The organism is Vogesella indigofera (assembly GCF_003633895.1).
GTDB lineage: Bacteria > Pseudomonadota > Gammaproteobacteria > Burkholderiales > Chromobacteriaceae > Vogesella > Vogesella indigofera.
In genome coordinates, this window is record NZ_RBID01000011.1 from 207,925 (window position 1) to 223,941 (window position 16,017).

The 16,017-nt window shown below is 64.5% G+C and carries 12 protein-coding genes; 7 read left to right on the forward strand and 5 right to left on the reverse strand.

All coding sequences use genetic code 11. The annotated features are described in order from the left end of the window. Positions 1-75: 75 nt before the first annotated feature. Together uvrA and C8E02_RS03305 are read left to right on the forward strand one after the other, a co-directional pair. The gene (gene uvrA, locus C8E02_RS03300; protein ID WP_120809631.1) at positions 76-2,898 is read left to right on the forward strand and encodes an excinuclease ABC subunit UvrA; all 2,823 of its coding nucleotides are present in this window, start codon (positions 76-78) and stop codon (positions 2,896-2,898) included. A gap of 42 nt (positions 2,899-2,940) precedes the next feature. After that, complete coding sequence (locus tag C8E02_RS03305) at positions 2,941-3,378, forward strand: VOC family protein (RefSeq protein ID WP_047967284.1); 438 nt, start codon at positions 2,941-2,943, stop codon at positions 3,376-3,378. A 223-nt stretch (positions 3,379-3,601) separates the two neighbouring features. Here C8E02_RS03305 and C8E02_RS03310 read toward each other — a convergent pair whose 3' ends face one another. Next, complete coding sequence (locus C8E02_RS03310) at positions 3,602-4,339, reverse strand: EAL domain-containing protein (protein WP_120809632.1); 738 nt, start codon at positions 4,337-4,339, stop codon at positions 3,602-3,604. A 180-nt stretch (positions 4,340-4,519) separates the two neighbouring features. Between C8E02_RS03310 and C8E02_RS03315 the strand changes: the two genes are divergently transcribed. Continuing rightward, the gene (locus C8E02_RS03315; protein WP_245961055.1) at positions 4,520-6,118 is read left to right on the forward strand and encodes a methyl-accepting chemotaxis protein; all 1,599 of its coding nucleotides are present in this window, start codon (positions 4,520-4,522) and stop codon (positions 6,116-6,118) included. Positions 6,119-6,122: 4 nt separating this feature from the next. On the opposite strand, the gene C8E02_RS03320 is transcribed toward C8E02_RS03315, so the two are convergent. Genes C8E02_RS03320 through lptF form a run of 4 tightly spaced genes read right to left on the reverse strand, consistent with a single transcriptional unit; the run spans position 6,123 to position 11,324 of the window. Beyond that, a complete protein-coding gene (locus tag C8E02_RS03320; RefSeq protein ID WP_120809634.1) occupies positions 6,123-6,569 on the reverse strand; it encodes a MaoC family dehydratase in 447 nt (148 codons plus the stop codon). A 4-nt stretch (positions 6,570-6,573) separates the two neighbouring features. Then, complete coding sequence (locus C8E02_RS03325; protein ID WP_120809635.1) at positions 6,574-9,147, reverse strand: [protein-PII] uridylyltransferase; 2,574 nt, start codon at positions 9,145-9,147, stop codon at positions 6,574-6,576. Beyond that, positions 9,144-10,217 carry an LPS export ABC transporter permease LptG gene (lptG, locus tag C8E02_RS03330; protein ID WP_120809636.1) on the reverse strand — a complete coding sequence of 358 codons (1,074 nt, stop codon included), beginning with the start codon at positions 10,215-10,217 and terminating at the stop codon, positions 9,144-9,146. The genes C8E02_RS03325 and lptG overlap by 4 nt, the downstream gene beginning before the upstream one ends. Further along, on the reverse strand, positions 10,218-11,324 hold the full coding sequence (gene lptF / locus C8E02_RS03335) for an LPS export ABC transporter permease LptF (protein WP_120809637.1): 1,107 nt from the start codon (positions 11,322-11,324) through the stop codon (positions 10,218-10,220). Positions 11,325-11,490: 166 nt separating this feature from the next. Here lptF and C8E02_RS03340 point away from each other — a divergent pair, with 166 nt between their 5' ends. The 4 genes from C8E02_RS03340 to C8E02_RS03355 are packed head-to-tail and all read left to right on the forward strand — an operon-like array spanning position 11,491 to position 15,979. Continuing rightward, positions 11,491-13,053: a leucyl aminopeptidase gene (locus C8E02_RS03340; RefSeq protein WP_047967291.1), complete on the forward strand. Its 1,563-nt coding sequence runs from the start codon at positions 11,491-11,493 to the stop codon at positions 13,051-13,053. Then, positions 13,040-13,471, forward strand: coding sequence for a DNA polymerase III subunit chi (locus tag C8E02_RS03345; protein ID WP_120809638.1), 432 nt, complete (start codon positions 13,040-13,042; stop codon positions 13,469-13,471). The genes C8E02_RS03340 and C8E02_RS03345 overlap by 14 nt, the downstream gene beginning before the upstream one ends. Beyond that, positions 13,464-15,434, forward strand: coding sequence for a hypothetical protein (locus C8E02_RS03350; RefSeq protein ID WP_147424420.1), 1,971 nt, complete (start codon positions 13,464-13,466; stop codon positions 15,432-15,434). The genes C8E02_RS03345 and C8E02_RS03350 overlap by 8 nt, the downstream gene beginning before the upstream one ends. Further along, on the forward strand, positions 15,434-15,979 hold the full coding sequence (locus C8E02_RS03355) for a cob(I)yrinic acid a,c-diamide adenosyltransferase (protein WP_047967294.1): 546 nt from the start codon (positions 15,434-15,436) through the stop codon (positions 15,977-15,979). Before C8E02_RS03350 ends, C8E02_RS03355 begins: the two co-directional genes overlap by 1 nt. The last annotated feature ends 38 nt before the right edge of the window (positions 15,980-16,017 follow it).

Sequence of the window (16,017 nt, forward strand, 5' to 3'; positions counted from 1 at the left end):
AATCCATCGTGCTATGGAGCGGCTGCGCGCAAGTCCGGTATAGTAGCAGGTTCCCCGACCGACGGTGAGACAGGCATGGATTCCATCCGCATTCGCGGCGCACGTACGCACAATCTGAAGAACATCAATCTTGACCTGCCACGCCACCAGCTGGTGGTGATTACCGGCTTGTCCGGCTCCGGCAAGTCGTCGCTGGCCTTCGACACGCTGTATGCCGAGGGGCAGCGCCGTTACGTCGAGAGCCTGTCGGCCTACGCGCGGCAGTTCCTGCAGCTGATGGAAAAGCCCGATGTCGACCTGATCGAGGGCCTGAGCCCGGCGATCTCCATCGAGCAGAAGGCCACCAGCCACAACCCGCGCTCCACCGTGGGCACCGTCACCGAAATCCACGACTACCTGCGCCTGCTGTACGCCCGCGTCGGCGATCCGCACTGCCCGGAGCACGACGTGGCGCTGGCGTCGCAGACGGTGAGCCAGATGGTCGACCACGTGCTGGCACTGCCGGAAGAGACGCGGATCATGATCCTGGCGCCGGTCATCGTTGGCCGCAAGGGCGAGAACGTCGAGCTGTTCGAGGATCTGCGCGCGCAGGGCTTCGTGCGCGTGCGCGTCGACGGCGAAGTGTACGAGCTGGACGCGGTGCCGAAGCTGGACAAGAACAAGAAGCACTCGGTGGAGGTGGTGATCGACCGCGTCAAGGTGCGCGCCGACATGCAGCAGCGGCTGGCGGAAAGCTTCGAGACCGCGTTGCGCCACGCCGAAGGCCGCGCCATCGCGGTGGAAATGGATAGCGGCAAGGAGCACTGGTTCTCCGCCAAGTTTGCCTGCCCGGTGTGCAGCTACAGCCTGCCGGAGCTGGAGCCGCGCCTGTTCTCGTTCAACAATCCGATGGGCGCCTGCCCCAAGTGCGACGGCCTCGGCGAGATCACCTATTTCGACCCGTCGCGGGTGGTGGCGCATCCGGAACTGACCCTGGCCGCCGGCGCGATCAAGGGCTGGGACAAGCGCAACCAGTTCTACTTCCAGATGCTGCTGGCGCTGGCCGAGCACTACGGCTTCTCGCTGGAGACCGCATTCGAGGACCTGTCGGACGAGGTGCAGAAGGTGGTGCTGCACGGCTCCGGACGCGAGGAAATCGAGTTCACCTACGTCTCCGAGCGCGGCACCAAATTCCAGCGCGCGCACGCCTTCGAGGGCATCATCCCCAACCTGGAACGCCGCTATCGCGAGACCGATTCCAGCACCGTGCGCGAGGAGCTGGCCAAGTACCAGAACAACCAGTGCTGCCCGAGCTGCGGCGGTTCGCGCCTGCGGCTGGAGGCGCGCCATATCTATATCGGCCGCAAGACGCTGCACCAGATCAACCAGATGGCGCTGAAGGATGCCTCGGCCTTCTTCAGCGGGCTGCAGTTCTCCGGCCAGAAGCAGGCGGTGGCGGAAAAGATCGTCAAGGAAATCAGCGACCGCGTGTCCTTCCTGAATAACGTCGGCCTCGACTACCTGTGCCTGGCGCGCTCTGCGGATACGTTGTCCGGCGGTGAGGCGCAGCGCATCCGCTTGGCCAGCCAGATCGGCTCCGGCCTGACCGGCGTGATGTACGTGCTGGACGAGCCGTCGATCGGCCTGCACCAGCGCGACAACGACCGCCTGCTGGCGACGTTGCGACGGCTGCGTGACCTGGGCAACAGCGTGATCGTGGTCGAGCACGACGAAGACGCCATCCGCGCCGCCGACTACCTGGTCGACATGGGGCCGGGCGCCGGCGAGCACGGTGGCGAGGTGCTGGTAGCTGGCACGCCGGCCGAGGTCGCCGCCAGCGAGAAATCGGTGACTGGCGCCTACCTGTCTGGCCGTCGCGGCATCGCGGTGCCGGCCAGCCGGCGCGAGGTCAACCCCGAGCGCCTGTTGTGTCTGGCCGGTGTCAGCGGCAACAACCTGAAGGACGTGACGCTGCAGCTGCCGCTGGGCATGCTGGTGTGCGTCACCGGTGTGTCCGGTTCCGGCAAGTCGACGCTGATCAACGACACGTTGTACAAGATCGCCGCCCGCGATCTCAACGGTGCCAGCGAGCAGCCGTCGCCGTACCGCGACATCAGCGGCCTGGAGCAGCTGGACAAGGTGATCAACGTTGACCAGAGCCCGATCGGGCGCACGCCGCGCTCCAACCCGGCCACCTATACCGGCCTGTTCACCCCGATCCGCGAGCTGTTTGCCGGCGTGCCGCTGTCGCGCGAGCGCGGCTACGGTCCGGGCCGTTTCAGCTTCAACGTCAAGGGCGGCCGCTGCGAGGCGTGCCAGGGTGACGGCGTGATCAAGGTGGAAATGCACTTCCTGCCGGACGTGTACGTGCCGTGCGATGTCTGCCACAGCAAGCGTTACAACCGCGAGACGCTGGAAGTGCAGTACAAGGGCAAGAGCATCCACGAAGTGCTGGAGATGACGGTGGAGCAGGCGCTGGAGTTTTTCAGCGCGGTGCCGACGGTGGCGCGCAAGCTGCAGACGCTGATGGATGTCGGTCTCGGCTACATCCGCCTGGGGCAGAGCGCCACCACGCTGTCCGGTGGCGAGGCGCAGCGGGTGAAACTGGGGCTGGAATTGTCCAAGCGCGACACCGGCCGCACCTTGTATATTCTGGATGAACCGACCACCGGCCTGCATTTTCACGACATCGAGCTATTGCTGAGTGTGTTGTACCGCTTGCGCGAGAACGGTAATACTGTGGTGGTGATCGAGCATAATCTGGACGTAATCAAAACTGCGGACTGGCTGATCGACCTGGGGCCGGAAGGCGGCGCCGGCGGCGGCCAGATCATTGCCTGCGGCACGCCGGAGCAGGTGGCGGCCAACCCGGCCAGCCACACCGGGCACTATCTGGCGCCCTTGCTGAAAAAACCGTAACTGATCATAACGACAACATGAATTTATTATTTTGGGGTACGCATGCTGACGCTGGCCAAGATTGACCATCTGCACATCAAGGTAAATGACACTGCCAAGGCGCTGGACTGGTACCAGCGGGTGCTGGGCATGGTGCCGGATGTGCGCTACAAGCATCTGCAGGACGGGCCGCACGGGGTGTTGATGCTGACCAACCCCAGCGCCAGTGTGCGCCTGGCGTTGAGCCAAGACGAGGCGGCGATCGTGGCGGCCGGGGCGGTGGCGTTTGGCGTCAGCGGTCACGATTTTATGGAGTGGCTGGACCGGCTGGCGGTGGAGCGGGTGGTGAGCCGCGACGGGCAGACCATCGCCCGCGACTCGGTGCACGACCACGGTTTCTTCTGCTCGGTGTCGTTCGTCGATCCGTTCGGCAATCCCTACGAAATCGTCAGCTACGATCACACCTGGCTGGCGGGCAAGCTCAAGCTGAAACGCGCCTGAGGCAGTTGTTTTCGGGGGTGCTCCTTTGCCCAAGGTTGGCCGCAATGCGGCCAACCTTGGGCAAACTGTTTTAGAGCATGTTCACGATCTGCTGCGACTTGATCTCAACGGGGCGATACCGCGTTGAAAACGGCTTCGGAATGCTCATTGACCCCATGTCAACTCCGCTTCCTCAACCGTTTTCGCCTTGTCTAGCTCTAGCTCGCGAGATCGTGGGCACGCTCTACAGCGCGTTCCGGCTGATGAACTCGGGGCGGAACAGGTAGCCCTGCACGAAGTCGACGCCCAGCGCCTGTGCCTGGCGCAGGTCGGCCTCGCTTTCGATGCCTTCCAGTACCGTCTGCTTGCCCTCGGCGCGGGCAAACGCCAGCAGCATCTGCAGCATGCGCAATTGCCGCGGTTGCTGTAGCTGGCGCAGCCACTGGCGGTCGAACTTGTAGATGTCCACCGTACACAGGATCGGAATCGACACCATCGTCGCCGGCCCGCCGATGTCGTCCAGCGCGGTGCGGATGCCGCGCTGCGCCAGCAGTTCCGCCAGCAGCATACTGTGATCCGCTTCCTGCACATTGGTGTTTTCGATCAGCTCGATCACGGTGCGCTGCGGCTGGCACAGCAGGTCGAGCAGCGGGTGTTCCGGTGTCGCCAGCGACAGGCCGGCGACGGCGTGCGGATCGAGGTTGAGGAACAGCAGGCCGTCGCGTGGCGCGTGCTCGATCTGCCAGCGCTTGCTCATCAATTCGACCTGCACCAGCGTGACCGGCGAATCGTGCAGCGTGTCGAACACCGCCTGCGGTGGCAGCGGCTGGCGCGTTGCACTATAAAACCTTGCCAGCGCCTCGTAGCCCACCGTCTGCAGGCTGTTGGTCGCCTTGATCGGCTGGTATTCGGCACCGATGCGTTGCCGTTCGATGACCTCCAGTAGCAGCTCGGTCGGGATGGGGTTGCGCGCTTGATTCATTTGATAATCATTTGTATTTATACTTTCCGAACTGTACCGCGTGCCACCGCGTTTGCAAAGCTGGCCGGAAGAGGTATTTTCAATCGCGCCTGCCGATGTTTGTATAGGCTTGATTAGAAATGTTTGATAATCTTGCACGATTGGCGCACACATCAATAAGACACGATTATGAAAATAAATATGCCAGTGACAGCCAACGAGCTGTTTCTCGATCCCCTGCGCCCGATTGTTACCAAGACCGATCTCAAGGGCGCCATCACCTACGCCAACCGCGCGTTCATCGACATCAGCGGTTTTAGCGAAGCCGAACTGCTGGGCAAGAACCACAATATCGTGCGTCATCCGGACATGCCGGCGGAGGCTTTTGCCGACCTGTGGGACACGGTCAAGCAGGGCAAACCGTGGGGCGGACTGGTGAAAAACCGCGCCAAGAACGGTGACTTTTACTGGGTGGAGGCGCATGTCACGCCGATCACCGAAATGGGCAAGATCGTCGGCTATGTCTCGGTGCGTAGCACGCCCAACCGCGCCGAAGTCAGTGCCGCCGAAGCGCTGTACCAGAAGGTGCGCGATAAGCAGGCCACCCTGCCATCCACGCTGAAGCAGCTGTCCAAGCGCCGCGATAGCGGCAAGATCGGCTTCGTGCTGACCGGCCTGTTCAGTTCCGGCCTGGTCGCCGCCGGCTGTGTGCCGGGCTGGAGCGACGGCACGAGGCTGCTGGTCAGCCTGCTGTCGCTGGGCGCGCTGGCGGCCGCCTCGGTGTGGTGGCGCTACTCCGAGTGGCGCGTGATGCAGCGCCTGCACCAGGGCTTCCTCAATCTGGCGGAAGGCCAGCTGGAGTCACCGCTGCAGACCCGTCTCGGCGGCCAGCTCGGCGCGATGATGGACAGCCTGGAAGGGCTGCGCCTGCACATGCGCGCGATGGTGGCGGATTCGCTCAGTGCCGGCGGTCGTACCTACGAGCAGTCGCACGCCCTCAGCCAGGAAATGGGCGGGTTGGTAGCGCGTGCCGAAGAACAGGGCAAGGGCCTGCAGCAGATCAGCATCAGCATGGAGCAGATCAGCAGTTCGATCGGTCATGTTGCCTCGATGGCGCAAGACAGCGTGCAGGGCGCTCAGGAAACGCGCAATGCCGCGACCGAGGGCCAGCAGGTGATGCAGCGTGCGGCCGAGGCCGCCACCCAGGCGGTGGTGGTGGTCAACCGCTCCAAGGAAGAACTGGCGGCGCTGGACAAGTCGATGACCGAAATCGGCGCCATGACCAACCTGATCCACGGCATTGCCGAACAGACCAATCTGCTGGCGCTGAACGCGGCGATCGAGGCGGCGCGTGCCGGCGAAACCGGGCGCGGCTTTGCCGTGGTGGCCGACGAGGTGCGCAAGCTGGCCGAGCGTACCGCGACGGCGACCGACGCCATCGGCGATGTGGTACAGCAGATCGTGCAGATTACCGACAAGGTGACGCTGAACATGGACCGTTCGGTGGAAGAGGTCGATCACGTCAGCGCGGAGATCCGCGCCTCGGCGTCGCAGCTGGACGTGTTGCTGGACATCGCCGACCGTGCCCACGACTTTGCCGGCAAGCTGTCGAGCCAGGTCGCCAGCGACTCCTCCACCGTGCATCAGGTGGCGGCGTCGGTGGAACAGCTGGCGGTACTGGGCGAGCAGAACATCGACACCGCCAACAACGTGCTGCACAGCGCGCAGGCGCTGGAGGTGGCGGCCGGCGATCTGGAGCGGCTGACGCTGCACTACCGCAAGTGGCAGAAGCCCAGCTAAAGCCTTAGCTGTCCCTGCGCTGCACCCAAATCGCCGTTTCCAGCTGGACGGCGATTTCTTCATGCTGGTTGCGCGTCGTCCACTGCAGGGTGACGATGCCGAATTGCGGCTGCTTGGCGGAGGCACGCTGCGCCAGCACCTCGATCTCGGTTTGCAGCGTGTCGCCGGCGCGGGTTGGTCGCGGCCAGCGCATATTGTCGACCTTCATGCCGACCAGGCCGCCCGCGACCTGGCTCAGCTCGCTGGCCACCACCAGCCGCATGGTCAGGCTGGCAACATGCCAGCCGCTGGCGGCGAGGCCGTTAAACACACTGTCTTCGGCCGCGACCTCGTCCAGATGGAAAAACTGCGGATCAAAGCTGCCGGCGAAGTCGCGGATCTCGTCCAGCGTCAGGGTGTGACTGGCAGTGTGGAAGCGGCGGCCGGGGGTAAGGTCTTCAAAGTGCAGCATGGTGTCAGATCCGTAGTGCGTTGATCAGGTCGTTTTCCAGCGCCAGCAGCAGCTTGTCGTCGTGGCTGGACGGCAGCGACAACAGGAAGGAGTCTTCCACCCGCCCGCCCAGGGTCATGATCTTGGCGGCGTCGACGTTGACGTGATAGTCGGACAGCACCTTGGCGATCTTGGCCAGCAGGCCGGGACGGTCACCGCTGACGATGGACAGCACGTAGTGGCGCTGCTTGTCGTCGGCGCGGATCAGCACCTGCGGCTGGATCGGGAAGTGCTTCAGGTGGCGGCTGAGGCGGCCGGGCGGTGGCATGCGGATCGGCTCCTGCCGTTGCAGGTTGGCTGCCAGTTCGAATTCGATGAAGTTGATCAGGTCGCGGTAGTCGCCGTCGTGGTGTTCCGGCAGGAACACGTGGAAGGTGTCCAGCGCGTAGCCGTGGCGGGTGGTGTGAATCTTGGCGTCGGCGATGCTGTAGTTGGCGGCACCGAGGAAGGCGCAGATGCGCACGAACAGGTCGGGCTGGTCGGCGGCGTAGACGATCAGCTCGATGCCTTCCTTGTCCTCCGACAGCCGCGCACGCACGATCGGGGTTTGGGTGTCCACGCTGCGGTTCAGCACCCGTGCATGCCAGGCGATCTCGCGCGCCTCGTGGCGCAGGAAGTAGATGCTGTCGACGTGCTGCCACAGCGTCTGCTCGACGCCGTCCGGGATTGCATTCAGGCGCAGGATGGCCTGCGCCGCCTTCTTGCGTTCGGCCAGCTCCAGGTCGAGGTCGACTTCGCCGCCTTGCTGCAGCTTGCGCCGCGTGGCCTGGAACAGGTCTTCCAGCAGTTTGGCCTTCCACGCGTTCCACACCTTGGGGCTGGTGCCGCGGATGTCGGCGACGGTGAGGATGTATAGCGCTACCAGATGGCGCAGGTCGCCAACGTTGGCCGCAAACTCCTGCACCACCTGCGGGTCGCAGATGTCCTGCTTCTGCGCCACGCTGGACATGGTCAGGTGTTGTGCCACCAGCCATTCCGCCAGCGCGGTGTCGGCGGCGGACATGCCATGCGCCTCGCAGAACTGGCGGATGTCGGCCATGCCCAGCTGCGAGTGGTCGCCGCCGCGGCCCTTGGCGATGTCGTGAAACAGGCCGGCGATGTACAGCACTTCCGGGCGCTCGAATTCGTCGATCAGGCGGCTAAGCAGCGGGTATTCGTGGTTGAAGGCCGGCACCGCGAAGCGGCGCAGGTTGCGCACCACCATCAGGATGTGTTCGTCGACGGTGTAGACGTGGAACAGGTCGTGCTGCATCTGGCCGATGATCTTGCCGAACGCCGGCAGGTACTTGCCCAGCACGCCGTACAGGTTCATGCGGCGCAGGGTGCGGGTCAGGCCGACCGGCTCCTTGAAGAACTGCATGAACAGCGCGCGGTTGTGCGGATCGCGGCGAAAGCGCTCGTTGATCTGGCGCCGCGCGTGCCACAGCGCGCGCAGGGTGCGTGGCGCCATGCCGCGCAGGCCGTGGCGCTGGATGTGCAGGAAGGCACTGAGGATGGTCGACGGCTGCTTCTCGAAGATGTCCGGATCGCGGATGCCGAGCATGCAGTTGACACTGTAGAAGTGCTCGTCGAGGTCCTGGGTCAGTCGCGGCACGGTGCAGACGTAGCGTGCGCGCAGGTTGGGCAGCAGGATGCCGTTGAGCTGGCTGACGTTCTTCGAGGCCTTGTAGAAGGTCTGCATCAGCTGTTCACTGGCGCGGCGGGCATCGTCGTCGCTGAGGCCGGACATGGTGGCGACGGTGTTCTGCAGGTCGAAGATCAGCCGGTCCTCGCGGCGTTTGGCGGCCAGGTGCAGGTCGATGCGGATGCGTTCCAGCTGGCGTTCGCTGTATTTGAGCAGCCGCGCCTCGGAGGCGGTGAGGATGTCGTTGCTGATCAGGCTGTCCCAGGTCTGGCCGACACCGATGGCCTTGCTGATCCACAGGATGGTGTGCAGGTCGCGCAGGCCGCCCGGGCTTTCCTTGATGTTCGGCTCCAGGTTGCTGCCGAGGCCGTAGTGCTTGCTGTGGCGCTGCTGCTGTTCCAGCAGCTTGCCTTCCAGGAACGGCAGCGGGTCACGGTTGCGCTCGACCGCGCTGTTGAGCTGGTGGAACAGGGTGATGTTGCCGGCCAGCATGCGGTTTTCCAGCAGCGTGGTGGCGACGGTGATGTCCTTGGCCGCTTCCTGCAGGCATTCGTTGATGGTGCGCACACTGTGGCCGACATCGAGGCCGATGTCCCACATCGCGCCGATGAAGTCTTCCACGAAGCTGCTGAGGCTGTCGCAGGTGGCCGAGGGCAGCAGCAGCAGCAGATCGATGTCGGAATGCGGAAACAGCTGGCCGCGGCCGTAGCCGCCCACCGCCACCAGCGCCGCGCGCTGCCCCAGCCCCAGTACGTCCCAGGCGGAGCGGATCACGCCGTCGACCAGTGCACTGTGTGCCTGCAGGTAGGCACGGCCGTTGCGGTCGGCGGTATAGCGTGCGGCCAACGTGGCGCGGCCGTCCTGCAGGGTTTTGCGCCAGCGCTGACAGAGCTGCTGTTGTGCGGTTGCCGTCATCGTTTTTCCAGTCGGAGTATGGCCCAGCCCCCTGCGATCAAGAACAGCGTGGTGGGGATGGTGGCCGAAAGTAGCGGGTTCCAGTCGTACAGCAGGCCGAGATGGCCGAACAGCCGGTTACAGAAGTGGAAGGCGATGCCGATGCTGATGCCGGTGAACAGCTTGACGCCGAGATCGTTTTGACGGCGCTGTGCCGGGGTGAACGCCAGCGCCACCAGCGCCATCGAAATACAGGCCAGCGGGTAGAACAGCTTGCTCCATAGTGCGATCTCGTAGCGCTGGGTCTTCTGGTGGTTGTTCTGCAGGTGTTCGATATAGGTCAGCAGGTCCAGCGCCGACATCTGTTCCGGCACCACCAGCAGCACCGACAGGATGTCCGGCTGCAGCACCGACTGCCACTGGCGGCCGGGCTGGCGCGAGGTGCTGACATGGTCGGCGTGCAGCGTGGACGAACGCACGCCTTCCAGTTGCCAGTTGCCTTCGCCCTGGTAGGTGGCACGCTCGGCGAACTCGCTGCGGATCAGCCGGTACTCGTCATCGTAGCTGTAGATGCGGATGCCGAGCAGGGTGTTGTCCGGCAGCATCTCGCGCACGTTGATCATATTGTTGTCGTCCTTCACCCACAGCCCGGAGCGGAACTCCTGCGCGATCAGCGAGCGCGTCGACTGCAGCTTCAGCCGCTCCGCCATCTGTTCCGACTGCGGCGAGATGAACTCGCCCAGCGCCAGCGCCGACAGCGCCATGATCAGGCCGAAGATCAGCTTGAAGCGGGCGATCTGTCCCAGCGAGACGCCGAAGGTGCGGATGGCGGTGTACTCGGCGCTGCCGGACAGCTGCGACATCGCCACCAGTGCGCCGATCAGCACCGCCAGCGGCATCAGCTCGTAGGCGTGGCCGGGGATCTGCAGCGCGACATAGGCCAGCATGGTGCTGGTCTGGTAGTTGCCTTTGCCCAGATCCGGCACTTCACGAATGATGTCGAAAAAACCGTACAGGCCCAGCAGGCAGGCGAGGGTGAACAGGGTTGCGCCGAAAAAGCGCGCCATCATGTAGTTGCGTACGGTCTTCATTTACGGGGTCTTTCGCAGCCAGCCGCGCAGCACCGGCAGCAGCGAGCCGGCAGGACGGTTGCGGTAGTGGAGCAGTGCCAGTGCCAGCAGCAGGATCAGCAGGTGCGCCGGCAGAATGGCCAGCGCGCTCGGCAGCTTGTCGCTGGCAATCCAGTTGCGCAGCAGCCAGAGCAGGTTCTGGTAGGCAAGATAGGCGCCCAGCGCGAACACCAGATTGTAGGCGTGGCCGGAACGCGGGTTGTAGTAGCTCAGCGGCAGGGCCAGCAGGGCCAGCAGCAGCGTGCACAGCGGTAGCGACAGGCGCCAGGCCAGCTCGGCGCGGTCCTTCGGATCGTCGCTGCCGAACAGCTGCAAGGTTGGCCGCGAGCTGCTGTCCACTTCCGGCACCGCGGTGCGGACATTGTCACTGATCTTGATGCGGTAGCTGTCGAACTCTACCACCTCGAAGGCGCCGCTGCCGGGCTCGCCGACATAGCGGCGGCCGTTGAGCAGGGTCAGCGTGCGGTTACCGAGTTCATCCCGGCCCAGCTGGCCCTCCTTGGCGAATACCGACGACACCTCGCCATCGGCGATGTTCTGCACGAACACGTTGCGGGTGGCGCCGGTGGCAACGGAGTAGCTCTCGATGAAGTAGACGCGGTCATTGCTGCGTGACTCCTTGAATACGCCCGGTGCCAGCGCGGTCATCTCCTCGCGCTGCTTCAGGATCTCGGCGTACTCGCGGCTGCGCTGCTGTGCCCACGGCTCGACCACCAGCGTGCCGATGGCCACCAGCAGGCTCAGCGGCAGCGCATAGCGCATTACCGGGCCGACCCAGTCGGACAGCGACTTGCCGCTGGCCAGCCACACCGCCATCTCGTGCTCGCGCCACATGCGGGTGAACACCACCATCACGCTGACGAACACGGTCAGGATCATCAGCACCGGAAAGAAGCCGAGCGTCCAGAAGCCGATCAGCGCCGCCACCGCCTCGTTGGCGATGCGCCCTTGTGCCGCGCGGCCGAGCAGATTGATGGATTGGGTGGTCAGCAAAATCGCCAACAAAATGAAAAAAACGCCGATACTGGTATAAGTCAGTTCGCGCGTGAGGCTTTTCTTAAAAAGCATAAAAGCGGGCCTGTTTTTGACAATGCGTCAAAAGGGTAGTGATAATTAGAAATATTAGCCGAAGAGGCTTTCGGTCAAAAATCAAGGTGGGCCAGTTGATTCAAGCCAAGCCAAAAGCTTGACGGGATGCGCCTTGATGATCCCAACACACATTGGAGAGCTATCAATGGAGTTTAACATTAAAAGCGGAAGCCCGGAAAAACAGCGCGTCGCCTGCGTTGTGGTCGGTGTCTACGAAACCCGCAAGCTGTCCTTTGCCGCTGATCTGCTCGATCGCATTTCCAACGGCTTCCTGACCGATGTCCTCAAGCGTGGCGACATGGACGGCAAGCTTGGCTCCACCCTGCTGCTGCACTCGGTGGCGCACACGCTGTGTGACCGCGTGATGCTGGTCGGCCTCGGCAAGGAGCGCGACTTCCGCGCCAAGGAATACCGCGAGGCGATCCGTGCCTCGGTCAAGGCGCTGGCCTCGACCCAGGCTAACGAGATCGTCAGCTATCTGTCGGAATTGCACGTCAAGAAGCACGATGTGGAGTGGATGGTGGAGCAAGCCACCGTCGCCACCGTCGATGCCTTCTACCGTTTCGACCAGTTCAAATCCCGCCAGGACGAAGCGCGCGAACCGCGTAAATTCACCTTCGCCGTGCCACGCCGCAGCGATCTCGCCGACGGCGAGCGCGGCCTGCAGCGCGGCCAGGCCATTGCCGCCGGCATGAAGCTGACCAAGGATCTGGCCAATACCCCGGGCAACCACTGCACGCCGAGCTATCTGGCACAAACGGCGCAAACGTTGGCCGCAGACTTCGGCTGCGAGGTCGAGGTGCTCGGCCCGGACGAAATCGCCGCCCTGAAAATGGATTCCTTCCTCGCCGTGGCGCGTGGCAGCGACGAGCCAGCGCGCTTCATCGTGCTGAAGCACTTCGGCGCCCGCGACCGTGCCGAGCGGCCGGTGGTGCTGATCGGCAAGGGCATTACCTTTGATTCTGGCGGCATTTCGCTGAAGCCGGGCGAAGGCATGGACGAAATGAAGTACGACATGGGCGGTGCCGCCTCGGTGCTGGGTACCTTCCGCGCCGCCGTGGAGATGAAGCTGCCACTCAACATCGTGGCGCTGATCCCGACCTGCGAAAACATGCCGTCCGGCCGCGCGCTGAAGCCGGGCGACATCGTACGCTCGATGTCCGGGCAGACCATCGAAGTGCTCAACACCGACGCCGAAGGCCGCCTGATCCTGTGCGACGCGCTGACCTATGCCGAGCGCCTGAATCCGGCGACGGTGGTGGACGTGGCGACGCTGACCGGCGCTTGCGTGGTGGCGCTGGGCAATATCGCCACCGGCCTGTTCAGCAATCAGGACGGTCTGGCCAAGGAGCTGATCGCCGCCGGCGAGGAAGTTGGCGATCGCGCCTGGCACATGCCGCTGTGGGACGACTATCAGGAACTGCTGAAGAGCCCGTTTGCCGACATGGCCAATATCGGCGGCCGCGCCGGTGGCAGCATCACCGCCGCCTGCTTCCTGTCGCGCTTTGCCAAGGCCTACGACTGGGCGCACCTGGACATCGCCGGCACCGCGTGGCGCGGCGGCAAGGACAAGGGGGCCACCGGCCGTCCGGTGCCGCTGTTGGTACAGTTCCTGCAAGATCGTGCGGATATCGCCTTGGGCAATGTCGTGCGCCGTGGTCGTCCACGTCGCGAATTGTCCGAAGTGGTTGAAGATGACGCGGATTGATTTTTACACCGACGTCGCCGCCTTGTACCCGTTTGCGTGCCGGGCGGCGCGTACCGTTTACCGCAAGGGTGAGCGGATGCTGATCGTGCTGCCGGATGAGGCGGCGTTGCGCGGCTTCAGTGCGCAACTGTGGGCTTACGGCGACACCGAATTCATCCCGCATTGCGCGGCGAGCGATGTGCTGGCGGCGGAAACACCGGTGCTGCTGGCGACGGATTTTGTCGCCGACGCCGAGGGGCTGGTGCTGCTCAACCTGTCGCCGGCTTTTCCCGATACGCCGCAACGCTTTCCGCGCATTCTGGAGGTGGTCGGCAGCGACGATGCCTCCAAGGCGACCGCCAGACAGCGCTATCGCCGTTATCTGGATAGCGGTTTCGAAATCCATCACCACAATATGAGTGATGCCCGCCATGACTGAGCCACAAGCCCCGGTGCCGGACTGGGATTCCCTGCCGGTGCTGACCGAAATCGTCGACACCCCGGAACCGGCGGTGGAGTTGCCGCCGCAGGCCGAGGTGCCGGTGCTGGTCGATTTTGACATTCCCGATTTTGATTTCAGCGCCGAAATGGCGCAGCTGGCCGACGCGCTGCCGGACAACGAGCTGAGCTTTCCGCCCGACCTGACGCTGGACGAGGTACTGTCCGCTGGCGAGCAGTCGCCGGATGCGGCTATCAGCGGGGACGGCGCGCTGGACGCCGAGGCGCTGATCGGGCGCCTGCCGTCGCTGGATCTGGATGTGCCGCTGCCGGACGACATGGACCTGGGTGAGGTGCTGCCCGGCTTTGCCATGCCGGAGGTGGCTGCCGATGCCGCGCCGGTTATGGCGGATGAAACAGCGCCAGTGGCACTGTGGCCGATGGGCACGGCTGATGCGGTGCTGGCTGAGGTAGAGGCTGAGGCAGCACCGTCGCCGGCGGAGATGCCGCTGGAGGCGGATGTGGCAGAAACGTTGGCCGCAGAGCCCTTATCTGGTGATGAGGTATCGCTGCCGGCAGTGGGGACACCCAGTGACGAAGAGGTGGTTGCTGCCGGCGTGGCGGAGCCGAGTCTGGCGGATGTAGACAATGCCCCGCTGCTGGACACCGTGGACGCCGAGCTGACTGCCGCCACCGCTGCAGCGGGCTTGGCGGCGTGGCTGGATCAGGCGGCTCAGCTGGCGCCGGTCGATGCCGCGTTGCAAGTGGATGCACAGGCTGAGATGGTGGCTGAGACGTCAACTGCGCCATGGGAAGCGCCGCCGCCGGATGCAGAGCTGGTCGCTGCTGAAGTGGATATGCATGCTGAGGCGGCAGAATCGTCGTCGGTGCTAACGATGGTGCCCGAACCCGAAGCGCCGCCGGCCGCCGAACTTGACGAGGTGCTGCCAGATCACGCGACGGCACCTGCCGAAGCGAACATTAACGAGATCGCGGTGCCGCTACTGGCTCCTGAAGTGGAGGCGGTCGCCGTGGCGCCGGAAGTCACGGCCAGCGACGAGGTGATGGCCGGCGCCGATGCGTCGCCGCTGGGCGAGGTGGTGGCCGAGACGCCTCTTCCAGCCGCGGGTCCTGTCGCGGAGGAAGCTGTCGTCACGATGGAACCGCCGCTGCTGGCTGATGAGGCGGCGGCGCCACTTGCCGCCGATGCCGTGGTGTCTGCGACGGTGGCGGATGAAGAACCGGTAGCCAGCGACGAATTTGCCTTTGATCTTGCTGCGGCAGAAGGTGTGGCACCGGCCGGTGTGGCGGCCGCCTACGTCACGGCACTGGATGCGGCGCCAGCTCCGGCCGAGGGTGACGCGGCGGCGCGTGGCTACCCGCTGGGCGAGAGCATCTCGTTGGACAGTTTGCCGACCGGGGTGCTGGGTGGTGGTCTGGGTCTGGCGGCCAGTCTGGTGGCCGAGCTGGATGGTGGTGACGGCAATGACATGATGCCGGATCGTGAAGTGGAGCTGGCCTGGGCGCGTGATCTGGGGGCGGAGCCGCCCTTCGACCTGACGCCGCAGGATGCGATCCTGCCGGTACACCAGGTGCTGACTGCACCGTCACCGGCGGCAGAGGTGCCAGCGGCGACAGGGTTGGCCGCAGCGGCGATGCAGCTGTCGGGGGTGAGGGAGGTGAGCCAGCCGCTGGCGGTGGCGCCGGAGGCGGCGGCCAGCGAGGCGCTGTCGTCGCTGACCTCGGAGGCGCTGATAGACGCACTGTACGCACGCGTGCTGCCGCGCATGAAGGTGGAGCTGACGCTGTGGATGCAGGACGCGCTGGAAATGCAGGCCAAGCAGCTGATGTCCGGCGTCATGCAGCACCTGAAGGAAGATTTTGACATGATGCTGGCCGAAGCGTTGCGCGAGTCGCTGCGCGAGGCCTTACGCGAGGCGCAAGCCGGACAGGGAGAACGATAATGGGACACCGCTTGTCGCGGATTGTGACCCGCACCGGGGACGATGGCACCACCGGGCTGGGTGATGGCAGCCGTTTGTCCAAGAGCGCGCCGCGGGTGATGGCGCTGGGCGAGGTCGACGAGCTGAACTGCATCGTCGGCCTGCTGCGCTGCGAAGCCTTGCCAGCGGAGGTGGATGCCTTTCTCGCGGAGGTGCAGCACGATCTGTTCGATCTCGGCTCGGAGCTGGCGGTGCCGGGCTACGAGGCGCTGCACGAGTCGCAGTTGGCGATGCTGGAGCAGCAGGCCGAGCAATGGAATGCACAGCTGCCGATGCTGAAGGAGTTCATCCTGCCGGGTGGCTGCCGTGCCGCCGCGGTGGCGCATCAGGGGCGGGCGGTATGCCGTCGCGCCGAGCGGGCGCTGGTGCTGCTGGCCGACACGCTGCGCGGTTTGCCGCGACAGTATCTCAACCGCTTGTCGGACGTGCTGTTCATCCTGGCGCGCTACCTGAACCAGCAGGCGCAGGTGGCCGATGTGTTGTGGCAGCCGCGCCGCAAGGACTGACACCGGCTGTTGCCAGCGGGCGGCCGTGACGGCCGCCT